At 70.7% G+C, this 20048-nt stretch carries 14 protein-coding genes; 5 read left to right on the plus strand and 9 right to left on the minus strand.

The features are described 5' to 3' along the window. Positions 1 to 141: 141 nt before the first annotated feature. From ACIBH4_RS22390 to ACIBH4_RS22420, 7 genes are all read right to left on the minus strand, one after another. Positions 142 to 1581 carry an MFS transporter gene (locus ACIBH4_RS22390; protein ID WP_362769666.1) on the minus strand — a complete coding sequence of 480 codons (1440 nt, stop codon included), beginning with the start codon at positions 1579 to 1581 and terminating at the stop codon, positions 142 to 144. A 507-nt stretch (positions 1582 to 2088) separates the two neighbouring features. Beyond that, positions 2089 to 2844: a trypsin-like serine protease gene (locus tag ACIBH4_RS22395; RefSeq protein WP_362769668.1), complete on the minus strand. Its 756-nt coding sequence runs from the start codon at positions 2842 to 2844 to the stop codon at positions 2089 to 2091. A gap of 272 nt (positions 2845 to 3116) precedes the next feature. Then, complete coding sequence (locus ACIBH4_RS22400) at positions 3117 to 5903, minus strand: glycosyl hydrolase family 95 catalytic domain-containing protein (protein WP_362769670.1); 2787 nt, start codon at positions 5901 to 5903, stop codon at positions 3117 to 3119. 154 nt (positions 5904 to 6057) lie between these two features. Then, positions 6058 to 7089: an ABC transporter permease gene (locus tag ACIBH4_RS22405; RefSeq protein WP_350946317.1), complete on the minus strand. Its 1032-nt coding sequence runs from the start codon at positions 7087 to 7089 to the stop codon at positions 6058 to 6060. Continuing rightward, on the minus strand, positions 7073 to 8599 hold the full coding sequence (locus ACIBH4_RS22410; RefSeq protein ID WP_362769672.1) for a sugar ABC transporter ATP-binding protein: 1527 nt from the start codon (positions 8597 to 8599) through the stop codon (positions 7073 to 7075). The genes ACIBH4_RS22405 and ACIBH4_RS22410 overlap by 17 nt, the downstream gene beginning before the upstream one ends. Beyond that, positions 8589 to 9662, minus strand: coding sequence for a sugar ABC transporter substrate-binding protein (locus tag ACIBH4_RS22415; protein ID WP_362511520.1), 1074 nt, complete (start codon positions 9660 to 9662; stop codon positions 8589 to 8591). The genes ACIBH4_RS22410 and ACIBH4_RS22415 overlap by 11 nt, the downstream gene beginning before the upstream one ends. A 103-nt stretch (positions 9663 to 9765) precedes the next feature. Then, the gene (locus ACIBH4_RS22420) at positions 9766 to 11079 is read right to left on the minus strand and encodes an enolase C-terminal domain-like protein (RefSeq protein ID WP_362511517.1); all 1314 of its coding nucleotides are present in this window, start codon (positions 11077 to 11079) and stop codon (positions 9766 to 9768) included. A 309-nt stretch (positions 11080 to 11388) separates the two neighbouring features. Here ACIBH4_RS22420 and ACIBH4_RS22425 point away from each other — a divergent pair, with 309 nt between their 5' ends. The 5 genes from ACIBH4_RS22425 to larE are packed head-to-tail and all read left to right on the plus strand — an operon-like array spanning position 11389 to position 16246. After that, positions 11389 to 12189 carry a FadR/GntR family transcriptional regulator gene (locus tag ACIBH4_RS22425; protein WP_362511514.1) on the plus strand — a complete coding sequence of 267 codons (801 nt, stop codon included), beginning with the start codon at positions 11389 to 11391 and terminating at the stop codon, positions 12187 to 12189. Continuing rightward, complete coding sequence (gene larA, locus ACIBH4_RS22430) at positions 12186 to 13466, plus strand: nickel-dependent lactate racemase (protein WP_362769674.1); 1281 nt, start codon at positions 12186 to 12188, stop codon at positions 13464 to 13466. The genes ACIBH4_RS22425 and larA overlap by 4 nt, the downstream gene beginning before the upstream one ends. Next, complete coding sequence (larB, locus tag ACIBH4_RS22435) at positions 13463 to 14200, plus strand: nickel pincer cofactor biosynthesis protein LarB (RefSeq protein ID WP_362511508.1); 738 nt, start codon at positions 13463 to 13465, stop codon at positions 14198 to 14200. Before larA ends, larB begins: the two co-directional genes overlap by 4 nt. Continuing rightward, positions 14197 to 15366, plus strand: a complete 1170-nt coding sequence (larC, locus tag ACIBH4_RS22440; RefSeq protein WP_362769676.1) for a nickel pincer cofactor biosynthesis protein LarC — start codon at positions 14197 to 14199, stop codon at positions 15364 to 15366. Before larB ends, larC begins: the two co-directional genes overlap by 4 nt. Before the next feature lie 49 nt (positions 15367 to 15415). Then, on the plus strand, positions 15416 to 16246 hold the full coding sequence (larE, locus tag ACIBH4_RS22445) for an ATP-dependent sacrificial sulfur transferase LarE (protein ID WP_362511501.1): 831 nt from the start codon (positions 15416 to 15418) through the stop codon (positions 16244 to 16246). Positions 16247 to 16389: 143 nt separating this feature from the next. On the opposite strand, the gene ACIBH4_RS22450 is transcribed toward larE, so the two are convergent. Both ACIBH4_RS22450 and ACIBH4_RS22455 read right to left on the minus strand, forming a co-directional pair. Beyond that, on the minus strand, positions 16390 to 18750 hold the full coding sequence (locus ACIBH4_RS22450; RefSeq protein ID WP_362769678.1) for an NEW3 domain-containing protein: 2361 nt from the start codon (positions 18748 to 18750) through the stop codon (positions 16390 to 16392). A gap of 79 nt (positions 18751 to 18829) precedes the next feature. Next, entirely contained in the window at positions 18830 to 20023 is a 1194-nt protein-coding gene (locus ACIBH4_RS22455; RefSeq protein WP_362511495.1) for a mandelate racemase/muconate lactonizing enzyme family protein, read from the minus strand. Between the last annotated feature and the right edge of the window lie 25 nt (positions 20024 to 20048).

Consider the following 20048-nt stretch of genomic DNA (forward strand, 5'->3'; position numbering starts at 1 on the left):
GGGGTGGCCTGTGGGGGGGTGGGGTGGCCCCCCCACGGCGTTGGGGGGGTGGGGGGGGGGGGGCGGGGGTTGGGGGGGGTTTTGGGGGGGGGGGGGGGGGGCCCGCCCCCCCCCCTCTCCCTGTGAAGACCCGCAGAAGAGCTACGCGCCGGCCACGGAGGCGGACCTGGCCTCCGGGACGGAAGCTGCGGGAGCGGCGGGAGCCGGCTTGCGCACCGCCGGAAGAACGGTCGCGGAGATGATCACGATCACCACGGAGAGCGCGGTGGAGAGCCAGAACGCCGTCTGGATCCCGTCGATGGTGATGCCCTGCCCCGTCCCGCCGACGAGCGAGGCCACCGCCACCGCGACGCCGAGGCACAGCCCGACCCCGAGCTGGCGGTTCGAGTTGTAGAGACCCGACGCGAGGCCCATCTGGGCACCGGCCACACCGGACGTGGCCGCCACCGCGGTGCTGATCATCATGACCGTCACACCGACGCCGAGCAGGACGCCCCCGGGCAGCACGTTCAGCAGGAACGAGCCGTTGGCGGGAGCGAGCGCGAGCACCAGCGAGCCGACGACCAGGAAGAGGGCGCCGACGACCAGCACCGGACGGGCCCCGATCCGCGCGGTCGTCTTCGCCACCGGCAGCGACGCCAGCACGACCACGAGGGCCTGCGGGAAGAACGCGAGCCCGGTGAGGATGGCCGAGAAGCCCAGCACCTGCTGCATGTAGAGCGTGATGAAGAACGTCGAGATGGACATGACGCCACCCGACAGGAACGCGACCAGGTTGCCGCCCGTCACCCCGCGGTTACGGAAGATCGAGAGCGGCACCAGCGGCGCGGACACGCGGGTCTGCACGAAGAGGAACACGACGAGCAGCACGGCTCCCGCGATCAGCGGGGTCAGCACACCGGCGCTGCCCCAGCCCTCGTCGGAGGCGATCGTGAGGGCGTAGGCGATCGAGCACATGCTCGCGGTCACCAGGATGGCGCCGGGAACGTCGATACGCGAGGAGCGCGTCGACACGCTGTCGTCGTCGAGGCGGATCGCGGCGCGCACGACCATCGCGATGCCGACCGGGACGTTGATGAACATGACGGCGCGCCAGCCGAAGATCTCGGTCAGCACACCGCCGGCGAGCACGCCACCGGCGAAGCCCACCGAGGACACGGCGCCGAACACGCCCATGGCCTTGGCCCGCGCCTCCCCCTCGGGGAAGCCCGCACCGATCATCGCCAGCACGGCCGGAGCCACCGCCGCGGCCGAGAAGCCCTGCAGGGCGCGGGCGGCGATGAGCACGATGGAGGAGGTCGCGAAGCCGCCGACCAGGGAGGCGATCGTGAAGATCGCGAGGCCCCACACGAACATGCGCTTGCGGCCGATGATGTCGCCCACGCGCCCGCCGAGCAGCAGGAAGCCGCCGTAGAACAGCGCGTACGCTCCGACGACCCAGGGCAGGGACCCGGAGGTGAAGGACAGGTCGGTCTTGATCCATGGCAGAGCGACGTTCACGATCGCGAAGTCGAGCGTCAGCATGAACTGGGCGAGGCACAAAAGAAGCAGTGGTGGTGGCTTCTTAACCTGAGAGTCCATGGTTTCTTTCTCCTGTCTCCTGGCACGGATTAAGCTATTCTCGGCGTCGATTTAAGCCCGGATGTTCTCGTGACGACCGATGACCCGAGTGGCTGTTTCCAGCACAACCGTTTCAATGGCACGCGGCCGGGCGAGCCGCTGTTGGCGCTCAGCAGCCGTCCGTGGATCGTGGGCGAATACGAACGCCTGCCGACAGGAGAAGCATGGTCTGGGCCGACAATTTTCACTCTCCTTGGCGTCGACATAATTGTTCCTGGTGTAAATCAATTATGTGGTCGCAGGCCAAGGGCGGCCAGAGCGTCAATCATCAAAAGCGCGTGCATCTTTCATGCCGGCCAGGATGAATAATTCAGCAATCGGACGCCGCGGCATGAACTGCCGCCGGACGGGGCGCGGCGGACGGTGGCCGTGTCTCACCGACCCCGCGGATGTCGCGGGGCCGCTCCGGTCCCGCGCGGTACGGGCCGGGTCGTGCGGCGAAGGTCCGCCCGGAGGGTGATCACCCGTTCAGGGCAGCGTGACGAACCTCTTGAGGAAACTCCGGGCCGCCGGGGTGTCCAGGCGATAGTCGTAGTTGATCTTCTTGCACGCCTCGTCCTCCCCGCTGATGGTCGTGGCCACGAGCAGGTCCGAGGTGGGTCCCCCCAGGAAGTTCGGGCCGCCGGAGTCGCCGAAGCAGGTGCTGCCGTCGCCCTTGGAGGGGTCCAGTGACAGTTTGAGCCAGTCGCGGGTGAGGGCCTCGAAGGAGATGGACGCCTGGTAGCGGGTGTCGGTGTAGGTCAGCCGTGTCCTGTGCTTGACCTTGACCGAGGCCATGGCGCCGTACCCGACCGGGGTGAATCTCATCGTCTTCAGGGTCTTGTCGGCCTTGAGGCGGTCGAGCAGTCCCTCGGTGGGCAACCTGGCGGGCGTGATGCCGGGGATCGCCGCGTCGAAGACGACGACGGCCATGTCATGAAGATCGGACTCGTCCCGGTAGCGCGAGTCGAGGACGTAGCGACCGGTGTAGATCTTGTCTCCCGGCCGGTAGCGACTGGAGAAGGAGACCTGGGCGGTCTTCTGCCCCGGTTCCGCGCAGTGGGCGGCGGTGAGGAAGACGGTCGGCGAGATGAGCGTGCCGGTGCAGTAGGACCATGTGCCGTCATCGTTGGGCGTGTCGCCGATGATCGCTCCCACCTGCGGGTGAACGGTCAGGTCGGGCGAACCATTCATGATCGCCTGTGCCGGGGAGGCGGTGATCGTCGCGAAGGTGGCAGAAATCATGACAAAAGGGATGAAACGCACGCGGGAACTGTAGCCGTCCGAGGGTTACATTTGGCATACGGCGCAGAAAGATCTACTCGTTGCTTGCCGGGTCCGCAGGCGAAGGGCTCAAGGGAAGGCGCCGGTCACGGTGGCCGGGCCGATCGGAGTCGCGTCGCGACTCTCCGGGCTCGGCGGCGTTCCGGCCGGATCCTTCGGCGCGCACCGGGGCGGGCTTCGCCGCGACCGGCGGACGGTCGCGGCGAAGCGCACGGGAATCAGGCCGGCGACCGTCACACGTTCGTGATGGTCCACTGGTTGTTGGTGCTGTTGTTGGGGGCCCACATGGCCACGGTGGAGCCGGCGGTGCTGTTGCCCATGCCGTCGAGGGCGGTGTTGGTGCCGCGGTTGATGATCTGCTGGCGGCCGTTGCCCACGCTGTTGAGACGCCACTGCTGGTTGTTGCCACCGCTCCAGGCGGCCTGTCTGGCGTTGGCGCCGTTGGCGGTGTTGCCCCAGCTGTCGATGACCATGCCGTTGGTGCGGTTGACGATGCGGTACCAGCCGCCGCCCAGGTCGACCAGCTGCCACTGCAGGTTGGTGCTGCCGTCGGAGGCGTTCCACTGCTTGAGGTTCGATCCGGAGGCGACGTTGCCGCCGCTGTCCAGTGCCAGGCCGGTGGTGCCGTTGGTGATCCGCACATAGCCCGTCGGCTGCTGCGGCGTGCCTGACGCCGTCACCCGGTAGGTGCGACCGGCCTGGCCGGTCAGCCTGATGACGCCGGCCTCCGGGCTGGTGACGGTGACGGCACCGTTGGTCGCGGTGTCGACCACCTGGTAGGTCCCGGTGAGCGACTGGCTGCGCACGTTCACCGTGCCGTCGCGGTCGAACTTGACGAGGATCTCGCCCGCCAGGCCGGAGGCCCAGGTGATGTCCACGGTGTAGCCGCCGCGCCCCCGAAGCCCCTGCACCTTCCCGCTCGGCCAGGCCGAGGGCAGCGCCGGCAGCACGTGCAGCTCGCCGTTGTGGCTCTGCAGCAGCATCTCGGCGATGCCGGAAGTGGCGCCGAAGTTGCCGTCGATCTGGAACGGCGGGTGCAGGTCGAACATGTTCGGCGCGAGCCTGGCCGGCGTCACCAGCAGGCGGATCAGGTTCTGCGCCCGGTTGCCCTCCTCCATCCGCGCCCAGTAGTTGATCTTCCAGGCGAGCGACCAGCCGGTCCCGTCGTCACCGCGCAGTTCGAGGGTCCGCCGCGCGGCGGTGTACAGGGAGGGGGTGCCGCGCTTGGTGATCTGGTTGCTGGGGTGCAGGCCGTACAGGTGGGAGACGTGCCGGTGGTTGGGCTCGGTCTCGACCCAGTCGTACAGCCACTCCTGGATGTTGCCGCGCGAGCCGACCTTCATCGGAGGGAGCCGGTCCCTGGTCGCCAGGACCCGCGTACGGAAGTCGGCGTCGACGCCCAGCACCTGGCTCGCCTTGGCACAGCCGTCGAACAGGTCCCGCAGGATCTGGTTGTCCATCGTGGGACCCGCGCACACGCTGACACCCGAGTGGTGGGCCAGTTCCGGGGAGTTCGACGGGTTGGTGACCAGATACCTGAGGGCCGGCTCCTCCACGAGGGTGTCGAGGAAGAACTGCGCGGCCCCCTTCATCGCCGGGTAGTACTCCCGCAGGAAGTCGACGTCACCGGTGAAGTTGTAGTGGTCCCAGATCATGGTGGCCAGCCACGCGCCGCCGGTCTGCCACATGCCCCAGAACGCGCCGTCGACCACCGAGGTGGCCCGCCACCCGTCGGTGTTGTGGTGGGTCACCCAGCCGCCGGCGTTGTACTGCACCCGGGCCGTGCGGGCGCCGGTGACCGTGAGGTCGTTGATCATCTTGAACACCGGCTCGTAGCACTCCGACAGGTTCGTGCTGTCGGCCGGCCAGTAGTTCATCGGCAGGTTGGCGTTGATGGTGTACTTGGAATCCCACGATGGGCTCAGCGAGTCGTTCCAGATGCCCTGCAGGTTGGCCGGCTGGGTGCCCGGACGCGAGGAGGAGATCAGCAGATATCGGCCGAACTGGAACAGCAGGGCCGACAGCTGCGGGTCGTTGGTGTTCGCGTGCTGCGAGATCCGCACGTCGGTCGGCTGGTCGGCCGCCGAGGTGCGGCCGAGGTCGAGCGTCGTGCGCGAGAACAGCCGCTGGTAGTCGGCGACGTGCCGGCTGCGCAGGTCGCTGTAGGACCTGGTGACGGCCGCGTTGAGGTGCCCGCGCGCGATGCCCTGGTAGTCGCCGCCGACGTTCTGGTAGTTGACGTAGCTGGTGCCGATGGAGATCAGCACCGTCACGCTGTTGGCCCCGTTCACCTGCAGCGTGCCGCCGCTGCTGGTGACGGTGCCACCTTCGGCGACGGCGCGGGCCAGCCCGAGGAACCGGACCGCGCCGTTCTTGCCCTCCATGTTGCCCGAGATGCCGTCGAGCCCCACGGACGTGCTGTCAGGGCTGGTGCGCGTCGTGCGCTGAGGGCTGTCGAACGTCGCGGAGAATGTGATCGAGCCGGGCCTGTCGGCGGTGAGACGCAGGGCGATGACCTGGTCGGGCGCGCTCGCGAACGTCTCGCGCTGGTAGCGGATGCCGCCTTTCAGGTACGACACCATGGTGGTGGCCGTGGTCAGGTCCAGGTAGCGGTTGTACTCGGAGACCCCGCTCGTGTTGCCGAAGGTGAGCCGCAGGTTGCCGGCGAGCTGGTAGGCGAGCTGGCCCGCGGGGCTGCCGAGCATGTTCTGGTCGATCAGGGTCTGCGCCTGGCTCCACTGGTTCTGGAAGACCAGCTGCCTGATCTGCGCGAGCGCCGCCGCGCCTCTGGTGTTGCTCTGGTCGTAGGGGCCACCGGCCCAGATGGTGTCCTCGTTGAGCTGCAGACGCTCGACGTCGACGTTGCCGAACACCATCGCGCCCAGGCGGCCGTTGCCGATCGGGAGCGCGCGGAGCCAGTCGGTGCCGGCGCTCTGGTTGTACCAGAGCGCCATGTCGTTCGCGGCGACCACCGCCGGGGGAGGGGCCGAGGCGGCCTGGGCGGCCGCCGTCCACGGCATCGGTAACAGCATGGAGCCTGCTCCGACCGTTCCGATCTGCATCAGTCGTCTGCGTGTCAGGGGGTGCTCGGACATTTCGTTCCAATCGGTCAGGGGGTATGGCGCCCGGAAGGACGCCATGGCGGAGGAACGGGAAAGAGGTACCTGAGACGAACTAGTCCTGGACTTTGCCTCCCGTGAGACGGGAGAGGATGAGGGCGATGAGGATGATGGCGCCGTTGAGAGCCTGGATCCACTGGGCCGGCACGCCGGCCAGGGTGAGGACGTTCTGGATCATGTAGAGCAGGAGGATGCCGGTGAAGGCGCCGAACATCGTGCCCTTGCCGCCGTTGAGGCTGACGCCGCCGATCACGGCCGCGGCGAACACGGTGAAGATGGCGCCGTCGCCCTGCGCGGCGGCCACCGAGGCGAGGCGCCCCGACAGCAGCAGGCCTCCGAGCGCGGCGAGCAGGCTGGCGCCCACCAGGGCGGTCCACAGCACCCGGTCGGTGCGGATGCCGGCCGCCTTGGCCGCGTCCACGTTCCCGCCGAGGGCGTACAGGGCGCGGCCGTAGCGGGTGAAGCCGAGCAGCACGATGCCGACGGCGAACAACAGCAGGCACAGCCAGATCGAGGCGGGCACCCCGAACCACAGGGCCGAGCCGAGGTAGAGCATCGACGGCGGCAGGTTGAAGAAGGTCTGGCCGCCGGAGATGCCGGTGAGCAGGCCGCGCAGCACGATCAGCATGCCGAGGGTGACGATGAAGCCGTTGAGCCCGAACCGCACGATGAGCAGGGCGTTGATCGCGCCGATCAGCACACCGACGGCGAGGGTGATCGGGATCGACCAGGCGCCCGACAGCACGCCGAGCCCGGCGCCCGAGCCGACCGCGACGGTGAGCCAGGCGGCCACGCCCGGCGCGAGACCGAACGTCGACTCCAGCGAGAGGTCCATCTTGCCGGCGACCAGGACGAGTGTCTGCGCCATGACCAGCAGCGAGATCTCCGACATGGTCTGCAGGATGTTGATCAGGTTGTCGCCCTGCAGGAAGATCGGGTGAACGATCTGGCCGACAACGGCGATCACGATGATCGCGGGGATCAGCGCGAGGTCGCGCAGCCTGGCGAGCCGCACCCGGGGGCGTTCCCGCTGGGGGGCGGCGCTCTCCGGTGCGGGCGTGCGGGTTTTCTCAGGCGTCGAGGGCATCGAGCCGGACTCCTTCCATGGCCGCCACCACGTCGTGGTCGTGCCATCCGGAGGCCATCTCCGCGACGAGACGGCCCTGGAACATCACCAGCAGCCGGTCGCACAGCCGCAGGTCGTCGAGTTCGTCGGAGGCGATCACCACACCGCTCCCTTTCTCGGCGGTCTCCTCGACCTTGCCGAGCAGGAACTCCTTGGACTTCACGTCCACCCCCGCGGTGGGGGTGATCAGCACGAGCACCCGGGGGTCGGAGGCGAGCGCCCTGGCCATCACGACCTTCTGCTGGTTGCCGCCCGACAGGCCCATCACGGGCAGGTCGGGGCCGGGCGTCTTGATCGCCAAGTTGTCGATCAGGACCCTGGCGAGCCGGTCGCGCCGCCTGCCGCTGATCAGACCGGCCTCGCCGAGCTGTTCGGGGACGGTCATGGTGGCGTTGTCGGCGATCGACATCATCGCGACGAACCCCTGGTGATGCCGGTCACGGGGGACGAAGCCGACGCCCGCGGCGAGCGCGTCGGGCACGCTGCCGGGACGGGGACGACGTCCGGCGATCTCGATCGTGCCCGAATCGGCCGCGCGCAGCCCGGCGACGGTCTCGGCCAGTTCGGTCCGGCCGCTGCCGGCCGCGCCGGCCAGGCCGACGATCTCGCCGACCCGGACCTGGAAGTCGATCTCCCGGTAGGCGTCGCCGTAGGACAGGTCGTGCACGTCGAGCGCGACACCGGCGTCGGCGGGCACGGCCGCCCTGGGCGCTGCCGTGGTCAGGCCGGTCGCCTCTCCCGCCATCGCCGCCACCAGTTCGGTGTGCGTCAGGTCGGCCACCGTGGTGGTCAGGATGTGCCGGGCGTCGCGGAAGACCGTGACCGTGTCGCAGATCTCGTAGATCTCCTGCAGGTGGTGGCTGATGAACAGGAAGGTCACCCCCTGTTCCTGCAGGGCGCGGATACGGGTGAACAACCGGGCGATGGCGGCGGCGTCGAGCTGGGCGGTCGGTTCGTCCAGAATGATGAACCGGGCGCCGAAGGACAGCGCACGGGCGATCTCCACGAACTGCCGCTGCTCGACGTCCAGCTCGCCGGCCGGCAGGCGCACGTCGACGTCCACCGACCAGGTGGCGAGCAGCGTGGCCGCCTTACGCCGCAGCGCGTCCCAGCGGACCAGCCCGAACCTGTTCAGGTCATGACGGTTCAGGTAGAGGTTCTCCGCCACGGTCAGCTCGGGGATGATCGTGGACTTCTGGTAGACGCAGGCCACCCGCTGCCGCCAGGCGTCACGGTCGGCGAGGCGCGGGGCGGGTTCGCCGCCGAACCGTACCTCGCCCTCGTCGGGGGGCTGGAGTCCGGTGAGGATCGAGACCAGGGTGGACTTCCCGGCCCCGTTGCGGCCGACCAGCGCGTGGGTCCGGCCGGGCATGATCCGGATCCCGGCACGGTCGAGCGCGACGGTCTCGCCGTACCTCTTGGTGACGCCCACCGCCTCGACGAGGGGTGTGGTCGTCTGGTCAGCCGCCAAGGTTGTTGCCCCATAGCGAGGAGTCGTCCGACTTGACGCTCGGGACGTCTCCGTAGGTGCCGCCGTCGGCGGTGACCAGGGGTGCCGACAGCTGGTCCTCCAGCAGGCCGGGGCGCACCTGGATGATGTTGCTGTCGTGGTCGGTCGGGCCGGGCTGGAAGGTCTTGCCCTCGATTGCGGCCTTGGTGTACTCCAGCGCGTACTTGGCGTACTGGTCGGCCGGCTGTGAGACGGTCGCGTCGATGTTGCCGGCGGCGATCTCCTTCAGCTCCTGGGGGATGCCGTCGTTGGAGACGACGAAGACGTGCTTGGGGTCGCTCGGGGGGACGAGCAGGTTGCGCTGCTTGAGCAGCTGGAGGGTGCCCGCCAGGGCGAAGCTCGACTGCATGTAGACGCCCCTGATGTCGGGGTTGGCGGTGAGCTGCGTCTGGAGCTTCTGCGAGGCGATGGCGCCGTCCCAGTTGGTGGCCTCACCGAACACCGTGATGCCGGGGTAGTCGGCCTTCATGCAGTCGTTGAACGCCTCGGTGCGGTCGCGGCCGTTGATGGAGGCGAGGTCGCCCTGGAGCATCACGACCTTGCCCTTGCCCGACAGCTTCTCGCCGAGGAACTTGCACGCCTTCTCCCCGTACGCCCGGTTGTCGGCACGCACCACCATGTAGGCGTCACCCTGCTCGGGGCGGGTGTCGACCATGACGACGGGGATCTTCTTGGCGGTGAGCTGCTGGAGGGTGGGGGCCACGGCCGCGGTGTCCTGCGGCGCGAGCACCAGGCCCTTGACGCCCTGGCTGACGAGGCTCTGCACGTTGGAGGTGAGCTTGGCGATGTCGTTCTGCGAGTTGGAGGTCTTCAGGTCGAGGCCGTTCTCGGCGCCGAACTGGGGGACGTACTTGATGAAGGAGTTCCAGAAGTCGGTGTCGGAGCGAGGGTAGTCCACCCCGACGACCGGCTTGCTCTCTCCCGGGGCGGCCGCTGTCGTGCCGGTGCCCGCGTCGCCCCCGCACGCGCCGGTCAGGCCGGCCGCGAGGGCGATGGCCGTTCCCAGAGCGAGTCCTCGTCTCATGGTTGTTCCTTTCCTGTGCTGGGTCGCGGCCGGAGTTCGTCCATGTCGTCCGCGACCAGGTCGGTGCCGGTGGCCGAAGCCGTGAAAAAGTCGAAGGCACCCATTACGCCGTCCCCGTGGCGTCGGCCGCCCACTGGGGGCCGTGCGGGTAGGCGTACTCGGCGCGGGAGGCCGGACGCATCTCGGCGCCCCCGCCCGGCTTGACGGGGACGACGTATCGGCCCTCTTTGATCACCACCGGGTCGGTGAAGTGCTCGTGGAGGTGGTCGATGTACTCGATGACGCGGTCCCCGATGGCGCCGCTGACGGCTACGTAGTCGAACATCGACAGGTGCTGGACCATCTCGCACAGGCCGACGCCGCCCGCGTGCGGGCACACCGGCACCCCGAACTTGGCGGCGAGCAGCAGGATGGCGATGTTCTCGTTGACCCCGGCGACCCTGGCCGCGTCGAGCTGCAGGATGTCGATCGCGCCCGCCTGCAGGAACTGCTTGAACATCACCCGGTTGTGGCCGTGCTCGCCGGTGGCGACCTTGACGGGCGCGACCCGCTCCCGGATGGCGGCGTGGCCGAGCACGTCGTCGGGGGAGGTGGGCTCCTCGATCCAGTACAGGTCGAACTCGGCGAGGGCGGCCATGCGCTCGATCGCCTGGCCGACGTTCCACGCCTGGTTGGCGTCCACGGCGATGCGCACGTCGGGGCCGACCGCCTCGCGGGCCAGCCGTACGCGCCGGACGTCCTCGGCGGGGTCGGCGCCGACCTTCAGCTTGATCAGGCCGAACCCGTCGGCGACCGCCTCCTTGGACAGCCGGACCAGCTTGTCGTCGGTGTAGCCGAGCCAGCCCGGAGTGGTGGTGTAGGCCGGGTAGCCCTCGGCGAGCAGGTGCGCCTGGCGCTCGGCGCGGCCGGGCTCGGCGGCGCGCAGGATGGCCAGCGCCTCCTCGCGGGTGAGCGCGTCCTCCAGGTAGCGGAAGTCGACGACGTCGACGATCTCCTCGGGGGACAGTTCCGCCAGCAGCCGCCACAGCGGCTTGCCCTCCCTGCGCGCCCGAAGGTCCCACAGAGCGTTGAGCACGGCCCCGGCCGCCATGTGGATGACGCCCTTCTCCGGGCCGAGCCAGCGCAGCTGGCTGTCGCCGGTGAGCCGGCGCGACACCCCGCCGAGATCGCCGAGCACCTCGGAGACCGGCCGTCCGGTGACCAGTGGCGCCAGCGACTCCACGGAGGCGACGGCGATCTCGTTGCCGCGTCCGACGGTGAAGGCGAGCGCGTGCCCCTCCTGCCCGCCGTCGGTCCGCACGATCACGTAGGCGGCGGAGTAGTCGGGCTCGGGGTTCATGGCGTCGGAACCGTCGAGGTGCCGAGAGGTGGGGAAGCGGATGTCGTGGGCCTCGACCGCGGTGATCAGCTCCGTCACAGGGTCCCACTCCGGTGATGCGTGCGCACGAAGGTCTACCTCCAGTGGATGTTTCCGGAAGATGAAGAGATCTTCACCACATGGACATGGGATGTCTTTGTAATCCTCCTGACGTGATGTGTCTAGACCCTCCGACGAAATACTATGAAAGTTGCACAGAAGTCGGATATTTAGCGTCTTTATCGCGCGCCATACAGCCCATGTTTACTCCCCGGCGAGTCGGGCTCTCGCGCGGACATGGGATGTCTGTTATGTTCCGGCGGTGACCCGCGTATCGATCGTGCGACTCCACAACCGGAGGTCGAGGCCGTGTCCCTGACCGACGAGGCGATCTCCCGCATCCGGGCGCTCGTCCAGTCGGGGGAGCTGCCCCCTGGGTCGCGGCTCCCCCCAGAACACCAGCTCGCCGCCCACCTCGGCGTCTCCCGCAACCCGTTGCGCGAGGCGGTCAAGGCACTCGTCGTGGCCAGGGTGCTCGACGTGCGGCGCGGCGACGGCACCTACGTCACCAGCCTGGAGCCGAGGCTGCTGCTGGAAGGGCTGGGACTCGCCGTCGAGTTGCTGCGCGACGACACCCTGCTGGAGATCGTCCAGGTGCGGCGAATGCTGGAGCCCGCGGCGACCGCACTGGCCGCGTCCAGGATCTCCGCCGCCCAGCTCGCCGAGATCGGCGAGCACCTGGCCGCGATGCGCGAGGCGAGCGACGACGTGGAGAAGCTGATCCACCACGACGCCGCCTTCCACCGCGCCGTGGTGCGGGCGACAGGCAACGAGACGCTCTCCACCCTGCTCGACGGGATCTCCGGCCACACCCTGCGGATGCGGGTGTGGCGCGGCACGGTCGAGGCCGGCAGCTCGCACAAGACCATCGCCGAGCACGAGGCGATCTACAACGCCCTCGCCGCCGGCGACGCGACGCTCGCCCAGGCGGCGGCGCTGATGCACATCGGCACGACCGAGACGTGGATCCGCTCGGTGCTCGAAGACGTCGAGAACTCCCCGAGCGAGGCCGACGGTGATCAGACCCCGCCCGGCACCGGCCTCGCCGACGGGCTCTGGCAGGATCTCGGGGGAGACTCGGGGGAGAGGGAGACGAGGGAGACACGGTGAAGATACGCCTGGCCTACGGGGAGACCGGCCTCACGGTCGAGCTGCCGGACACGGCCACCACGGTGGTCACCCCCGTACACCACGAGGCCGCGCCCGACCAGATGGGCGTGCTGCGGGCGGCCCTGCGCGACCCGGTGTCCGGGCCGCCGCTGCGCGAGAGGGTACGGCCCGGACAGACCGTCGCCATCTCGGCCTGCGACGGCACCCGCCCCCAGCCGCGGCACCTGATGATCCCGGCGATCCTCGACGACCTCGACGGCGTCGTCGACCTCGACGACGTGACCATCCTCGTCGCGACCGGCACCCATCGCGGCAACACCGAGGCCGAACTGCGCGCGATGTTCGGCGACGCGGTCGTGGACTCCGTGCGGATCGTCAACCACGACGCCCGCGACCCGGGCTCGCTCACCTACCTCGGCCGCTTCGGCAAGGACGTACCGGTATGGCTGAACACCGCCTGGGTCGAGGCCGATGTGCGGATCACCACCGGTTTCGTGGAACCACACTTCTTCGCGGGCTTCTCCGGCGGCCCCAAACTCGTCGCCCCCGGCCTGGCCGCGCTGGAGACCGTCCTCACCCTGCACGACGCCGCGCGCATCGGCGACCCCCGGGCCACCTGGGGGGTGATCGAGGGCAATCCCGTGCACGACGACGTGCGGGCGATCGCCGAGGCCACCGGGGTGACCTTCGCCCTCGACGTGATCCTCAACCGGGACAAGGACATCGCGGCGGCGTTCGGCGGCGACATCCTGCCCATGCACGCCGCCGCCACCGCGGCCGCCCGCCGGGTCGCGATGCGAGAGGTCGAGGCGCCCTTCGACGTGGTGGTCACCACCAACTCCGGCTACCCCCTCGACCAGAACCTCTACCAGGCGGTCAAGGGCATGTCGGCGGCGTTCCAGGTGGTCAGGCCGGGCGGCGTGATCGTCTGCGCGGCCGAGTGCCGCGACGGCTTCCCCGACCACGGCTCCTACCGCGAGGTGCTCGCCTCCGAGCCCTCCCCGCAGGCGCTGCTCGACGCGATCGCCGCCAGGCCGGTGACCGTCCCCGACCAGTGGCAGGTGCAGATCCAGGCGCGCATCCAGGCCGGCGCCCGGGTGGTGATGCACACCTCCTACCTCGGCGACGCCGACCTGGCGACCGCCCACCTGGAACAGACCGACGACATCGCGGCCACGGTGAACGAGGCGCTGGCCGCCGCCGGCCCCGGCGCCCGCGTGTGCGTGCTGCCGGAGGGGCCGCAGACCATCCCGTACCTGTCCGGTGGCCGGGCGTGAGCGAACGCGTGGTGGACCTGGGGTTCGCCAGGGTCGACGTGGACCGGGAGGCCCGCCAGGGGGCGCCGGAGGTCGTCTACGGGCCCGGCAAGACCGCCGGGGAGATCGCCGCCATCGCGTCCGCCCTGCTCGCCCGCAACACCGGCCCGGTGCTGGCCACCCGGGTCGAGGAGGCCGACGCCCAGAGCGTCCTCGCGGCCGTGCCCGGCGGGTCCTACGACCAGGCGGCGCGGCTGCTGGCATGGCGGCCGGCCGCGAGTGGACCCTTCGCGGTCGCGGTCGTCACGGCGGGCACCTCCGACGGTCCGGTGGCGGCCGAGGCCGCGGCCGTGGCCCGGGCGCTCGGGCTCGCCGTCACCGTGATCCGCGACGTGGGCGTCGCGGGAATCCACCGGCTGCTGGCCGAGACCGAGCGGCTCCGCGCGGCCGACGCGGTGATCGTCGTGGCGGGCATGGAGGGCGCGCTGGCCAGCGCCGTCGGAGGTCTCGTGGCGGCGCCGGTGATCGCCGTGCCCACCTCCGTCGGGTACGGCGCGGCCCTGGAGGGCGTCACCGCCCTGCTGGCGATGCTGTCCTCGTGCGCCGCCGGCCTCACCGTGGTCAACATCGACTCCGGCTTCGGCGCCGCCATGGCGGCCCACCGCCTCGCCCACACCGCCACCCGCCGCACCCTCTCACCACCCCCGCCCACCCCGGCCGGCGCGGAGGCGGCGCGGCCCGGAGGACGGCCGTGATCTGCTGGGTCAACCCGTTCACGGGGCTCGCCGGGGACATGCTGCTGGCGGCGCTCATCGACGCCGGGGCACCGCTGGAGGGCATCCGCGCGGCGGTGGGATCGACCGGCCTCACCGGCTGGGAGCTGACGGCCGAGCGGGCACTCAGCCACGGCCTGGCGGTGACCCGGGTACGAGTCGCGGTCACCGACACGGCGACCGAGCGGCGGGCCGCCGAGCTGATCGCGATGGCCGGGGCCGCCCGGCCCGAACCGGTCGCCGCCCTCGCCGTCGACGCGCTGCGGGCGATCGCGGAGGCGGAGGGCCGTATCCACGGCACCGACCCCGGCCAGGTGCACCTGCACGAGCTGGGCGGCCACGACGCGCTCGTGGACATCGTCGGCGTGGCCGCCGCGCTGCACCTGCTCGGCGTCGACGCCGTGCACTGCGCCCCGATCCCGCTGGGCACCGGCACGGTGACCACCCGCCACGGCGTACTGCCCGTACCGGCCCCCGCGACCGCCGCCCTGCTGCGAGGGGCGCTGGTGACCGGCAGCGACCTGCCGGGCGAGACCGTGACCCCCACGGGGGCGGCGCTGCTGCGCGCCATGCGAGCGCGATACACCCCGCCGCCGGCGATGACCCCGGTGGCGACCGGCTACGGCGCGGGTACCAGGGAGCTCCCCGACCGCCCCAATGTTGTCGCCGTCACCGTCGCCGAGCCCGCCCGCGACGCCGGCACCGAACCCCTCGTCGTCCTGGAGACCAACCTGGACGACGTCACCGGCGAGGTGCTCGGGCACACGATCGCGCGAGCCCTCGACGCCGGCGCCCTGGACGCCTGGGCCACCCCGGCCACGATGAAGAAGGGACGACCGGCGCACGTACTGCACCTACTGTGCCGCCGTCCCGCCGTCCCCGCCCTGCGCGAACTGATCCTCGCCGAGACCGGCGCGCTCGGTGTGCGCGAGGTCGCGGTCGAGCGCACGGCCCTGCCCCGGCACATCACCGAGGTCGACCTGGAGGGCCATCGCGTACGGGTCAAGCACGGACCCCACTCGGCCAAACCCGAACACGACGACGTGGCCGCGGCCTCGGCCGCCCTCGGCCTGTCCCTGCGCGAGACGGCCGCCAGGGCGCTGCGGCTGACCCACGAGCGGCCCCCCACGCACGAGAGCCCAGGTTGACCTCCGCACCGCACCTCAAGGCGGGGGTCTCCACGCGGAAAGGAACACGATGACGGCCCTCGACGCCAAGATCACCGCACTGCTCGACCGGCTGGCGGCCCTGCCCTCGCTCGCCGTCGCCTTCTCCGGCGGGGTCGACTCCGCGCTGGTGCTGGCGGCGGCGGTCCGCTCGGTCGGGGCCGGCCGGGTCCTGGCGGTGACGGCGGTCTCCGACAGCCTCGCGGCCGAGGAACTCGACGCGGCACGGCGGTTCGCGCTCTCGCTCGGCGTGCGGCACCTGCTGCCCGGCACCGCCGAGACGGCGAACCCCGGCTACCGGGCGAACGGCCGCGACCGCTGCTACTTCTGCAAGTCGGAGGTGCTCGACGTGATCGGCCGGGTGGCGGCCGATCACGGCTTCGCGCACGTCGCCACCGGCACCAACGCCGACGACGCCGCCGACCCGTTCCGGCCGGGGATCAGGGCCGCCGACGAGCGCGGGGTGCTCGCCCCGCTGCGGGACGCCGGCCTGACCAAGGCCGAGGTACGGCGGGCCGGCAAGGCGTGGGACCTGACCGTCTGGGACAAGCCGGCCGCGCCCTGCCTGGCCAGCCGGGTGGCCTACGGGGTGGAGGTGACGCCGGCCAGGCTGCACCGCGTCGAGACGGCCGAGCGGGCGGTGCGCCGCCTGCTGGCCGGAGCCGGCCTGACGGTCACCGACCTGCGGGTGCGCGACCTCGGCGACCGGGCGCGGGTGGAGCTGGACGCCGACCTGTTGCCCCGGGCCTCCGGCCTGCCGGGCCTGGTTCCCGCCGTACGCGAGGCGGGTTTCCACGGCGCCCAGGTCGACGTGGCGGTCTTCCGCTCCGGAGTGTTGAACATCGAGCCGCTCCACCCCTGAGCGGCCACGCGGGCGCCCTGTGCGGGCGGGGGCGCCCGCGCGTGGCCCCGGCCGGAAAGACCTCACCTCGGGCCCGAGGTTCACCGAACCCGGGCCCGTCAACGGTGGGCCGCCGAACCCCGGATCGGTCCGGCCCGGCGACGTCAGGCCGGCGTTTCGTCTCCTCGCGATGGGGCGGGCACGCTCAGCGTGAGCGACCTGTCCAGGGCGTACTCGGCTTCGTCGGCCCGGAAGGTCACCGACGCCCTGACCCGCGCGCGGTCGAACGGGGGCGCGAACGACTCGGGCGCCGTGACCTTCCAGGTCTCGGCGGCCGAGGCGCCGGGGGCGAGCACGTCCCTCACCGGTTCGCCGGCGCGTTCGGCCCTCCAGCCCCGGGGGGCGGCGACCGAGACGGCCAGGCCGGTGGCCGGACGCTCGCCCAGGTTCTTCACCGTGACGGTGACGAGGGTCGAATCACCGGCACCCACGGTGACCGGATCGGCCGAGAGGAAGGCGCCGGCCGGGGGGCGCCGCGGGTCGGGGGCGCCGCGGTACGGCCCGGCGGGACCCGCCTCGTAGATCACCCGGCTGGCCTCGATCGGGAGGTTGCCACCGGTGACGACGACGTTCCCGCGGACGACGTTGCCGCGGCCGCCGTCGGCGATGCCGGTGATGGCGGGGTTGGTGGTGTAGTTCCCGGTCAGGGTGAGGTCGCCGGTGTGGTTGCCGACGCCGTTGTTGGCGTGCGCCCACTGCTCCGCGGTGTCGACGAACACGTTGCGGCGCACACTCAGGTACCGGGCACCCTCGTCGAAGTACAGGCCGAACTGACCGCTGTTCTCGCAGAAGTTCTCCTCGACGCGGCTGCGGGGTATCGCCGAGAGCGTGTAGATGCAGCCGGCCGCGTACATCGTCCGCACGACGTCGCGCACGTGGTTGCCCACGACGTGGACGTCGCTCAGAGTCGTCGGCGTGTCGTGGATCGGCTGGAAGTCGTAAAGCCCGCGATCGACGTAGTCGGGGCTGCCTCCCGCGTCGTTGGCGCCCCAGCCGTAACCGACGCCGATGCCTATGTAGGGCATGTCGGAGACGTGGTTGTGCTCGATGGTCAGCCGCGTGACGTAGGTGGCGAGAATCGCGGCCTGGTCCAGGTATTCGAGCGCGGTCGCGTAGACGCGGTTGTCGCTGAGCACGATGTCGCTGTTGACCATACGGGGATCGGACGGATGGTGCGCGTCGGGGCGCACGCCGCCGACCACGATCCCGCCGCCGGAACTCGCGGTGAACGTGCTCCCCACGACCGAGACCCGGTGTGCGCCCAGCCCCACGCCGGTGGCATGGGCGCCCGCGTCGTTGCCGATGCCGAGCCCGACGGAACCGAGGTTGACAAAGGTGCTGTCGAGGAATCCGATGTCGTCCGCCGCCGACACCTGCACCGCCGCGGGCGCCTGCGCCCAGTCGTTACGAGACGCCTCAAGCCCTGTGCAGCCGACGGAGCACGAGGTGAACGCGTCGGTCGGTCGACGGGGCTGGACGCCGCTGATGAACACGCCGGTCTGCTGGTTGGCGTATCCGTCGGACGAACCGGGGTGCAGCCACGTGGTGCCGGTGAAGGTGAGGCCCTCGAATCGCAGGTTGCGGGCGGGCTCGTCGTAGGTACCGCCGACCTGGAGCAGCGATTCCAACCGCGGTAGCTCCACCCGCGCGCGCGAGATGTCCTGCCCCGGAAGCGGCTTGTAGTAGAGCGTCCCCGACGCCGGGTCCAGATACCACTCGCCGGGCTCGGTCAGGAAACTCCTGGAGTTGAGCAGGAAGAACGTCGGGGTGCGGAACGGAGCCTGGACGGTGTCGTAGCCGTAGGTGTTGTTGTCCCAGGCCGGCTGTTGCATGACGACCGTCGATCCGGAGACGCTCCGCAGCGGCGCGAACCGGTTGGTGAACGTCAACATCGCCTGTAGTTCGATGCGTCCCTGGTCGGGCAGGGTGGCCAGGTAGGCGAGATCGGGGTTGTCGATGGTGAAACCGGTCGCGGTCGGCGTGATGTCGCCGGGTGCCAGCCTGATCCGCGCGCGTCGCGCGGGAACTCCGTCGACGTAGAGCTGCCGGGTGTCGAATCCGGTGCCGACTCGGGCCCGGTAGACGCCCGTGGCGGCGTCGTCGGGTTCCCAGCCGGTGACGGGCCGGGCGCCGCTCAGTACGGGTCTGGCCCCGCGCGCCGCCTTCCAGGTCACGGTGTGCCCGTCGCGCCCGGAGTCGGCGGCGTCGAGGCGCAGCGGTGAGAGCAGCCGGTGGATCCCGTCCAGGAGCAGGACGACGACGTCGCGGTCGCCCTCGGCAGCCGCCTCGCGTGCCCGCCGCCGTGCCTCCCACAGGGTCGCCAGTGGCCGACCCGTGGTGCCGGGGCCGCTGTCGTCGGCGTTCTCGGCCCCGGTGGGCGCGACCACGATCGTGTGGCCCGCCCGGGAGGCTTCCGCCGGGGCCGTGGCCGGTGTGCGTCTGTGCGGCACGAACGACGAACGCACGCGCGTTCCTTTCTTCCGGCCCGGGACGCTCATCCGGCCCGGGGATACGGCGTGGGCTGTCGGTGTCGAACGGTGAGGGCTACCTCGGCGCTCGGTCGCGCAGTTCCACGGCCAGGGGGGCGAGCAGGCGCTGCTGCGCGACCTGATCGTGATCGATCACCGAGAGCAGTCGGCGTCCGGCCTGCTCAGGACGGACGCCGGGGCCGTCGGCCGTCAGGGTGCCCGGCCGGCGGGTGAACCCCCTGATGACGTCCTCGTCGACCGTGACGCCCAGGCCGGGCGAGTCCCCGAGGTGGAACGCGCCGTCCTCGACGTGCAGGTCGACGGACACCCCCAGTGGCGGACGCAGGTCCTGCAACTCGCTGGCGATGTGGTTCGGCACCGAGGTCGCGGCGTGCAGCAGGCCGATCGGGATGTTGCCGATCGGGCTGACCGGCAGATCGTGGGCGTGAGCCAGGGCCGACACCCGCAGGAAATGGGAGACACCCCAGACCGCGGCCATCTGGACGATGTCGACGGCCCCCGCGGCCAGCAGCGGACGATACTGCTCAAGGCCGGTGAGGTTCTCCCCGGTGGCGACCGACGCGCGGATCCCGCGGCCGACGGCGGCGTGGCCTTCGGCGTCCCACCGCCGGACGGGCTCCTCGATCCAGGTGAGATCCAGGGTGCGCTCCAGTTCGCAGATGTGCCGGATCGCCTGCTTGCGCGACCACGACTCGTTCACGTCGAGCATCAGGCCCGGCCGCCTCCCGTGCCCGGCCGCGGTCAGGACCTCCTGCACCAGCGTCAGGCGCTGCATGTCCCGCTCGATGTCGAGGCCGCCCTTGATCTTGGCCGCCCGCAGGCCGTACCGGGCGTAGACCTCGTAGGCCGAGACGAGTTCGTCGTCGGTCAGGCCGATGTCCAGGCCGGAGGCGTAGGCGGGGACCCGCCTGTCACGCCCGCCCAGCAGACGCCAGAGCGGTTCACCGGCGATCTTCGCCTTGATGTCCCACAGGGCGGTGTCCAGGGCGCCGATGGTCCCGAACACCGCGCCCGCGTGGCCCGCCTTGAAGGTCTGCCGCAGCATGCGGTCGTACAGCGCCGCCACGCCGCGCGGATCCTCGCCCTCGATGGCGGCGAAGACGCCGTCGATCTCCACGTGGGGCCCGATGCCGACACCGGTGATCCCCTCGTCGGTGTCCACCATGACGATGGACACCGGAACGACCCCGTCGGCGTAGACGCCGTTGGAATCACCGACAGGACGGTCCCATTCCTGGACCGTCGTCAAAGTGCGATACCCCGAAATACGCATG

Source organism: Streptosporangium sp. NPDC050284, from assembly GCF_044459525.1.
GTDB lineage: Bacteria > Actinomycetota > Actinomycetes > Streptosporangiales > Streptosporangiaceae > Streptosporangium.

Bases quoted from the DNA above. Each gene is read 5' to 3' on its own strand.
- ACIBH4_RS22400 (WP_362769670.1), bottom strand. From the start codon at position 5,903: ATGCCGTGGACGGCGGCCGCCCAGGCCGCCTCGGCCCCTCCCCCGGCG.
- larE (WP_362511501.1), top strand. From the start codon at position 15,416: ATGACGGCCCTCGACGCCAAGATCACCGCACTGCTCGACCGGCTGGCG.
- ACIBH4_RS22405 (WP_350946317.1), bottom strand. From the start codon at position 7,089: ATGCCCTCGACGCCTGAGAAAACCCGCACGCCCGCACCGGAGAGCGCC.
- ACIBH4_RS22415 (WP_362511520.1), bottom strand. From the start codon at position 9,662: ATGAGACGAGGACTCGCTCTGGGAACGGCCATCGCCCTCGCGGCCGGC.
- ACIBH4_RS22395 (WP_362769668.1), bottom strand. From the start codon at position 2,844: ATGATTTCTGCCACCTTCGCGACGATCACCGCCTCCCCGGCACAGGCG.
- ACIBH4_RS22390 (WP_362769666.1), bottom strand. From the start codon at position 1,581: ATGGACTCTCAGGTTAAGAAGCCACCACCACTGCTTCTTTTGTGCCTC.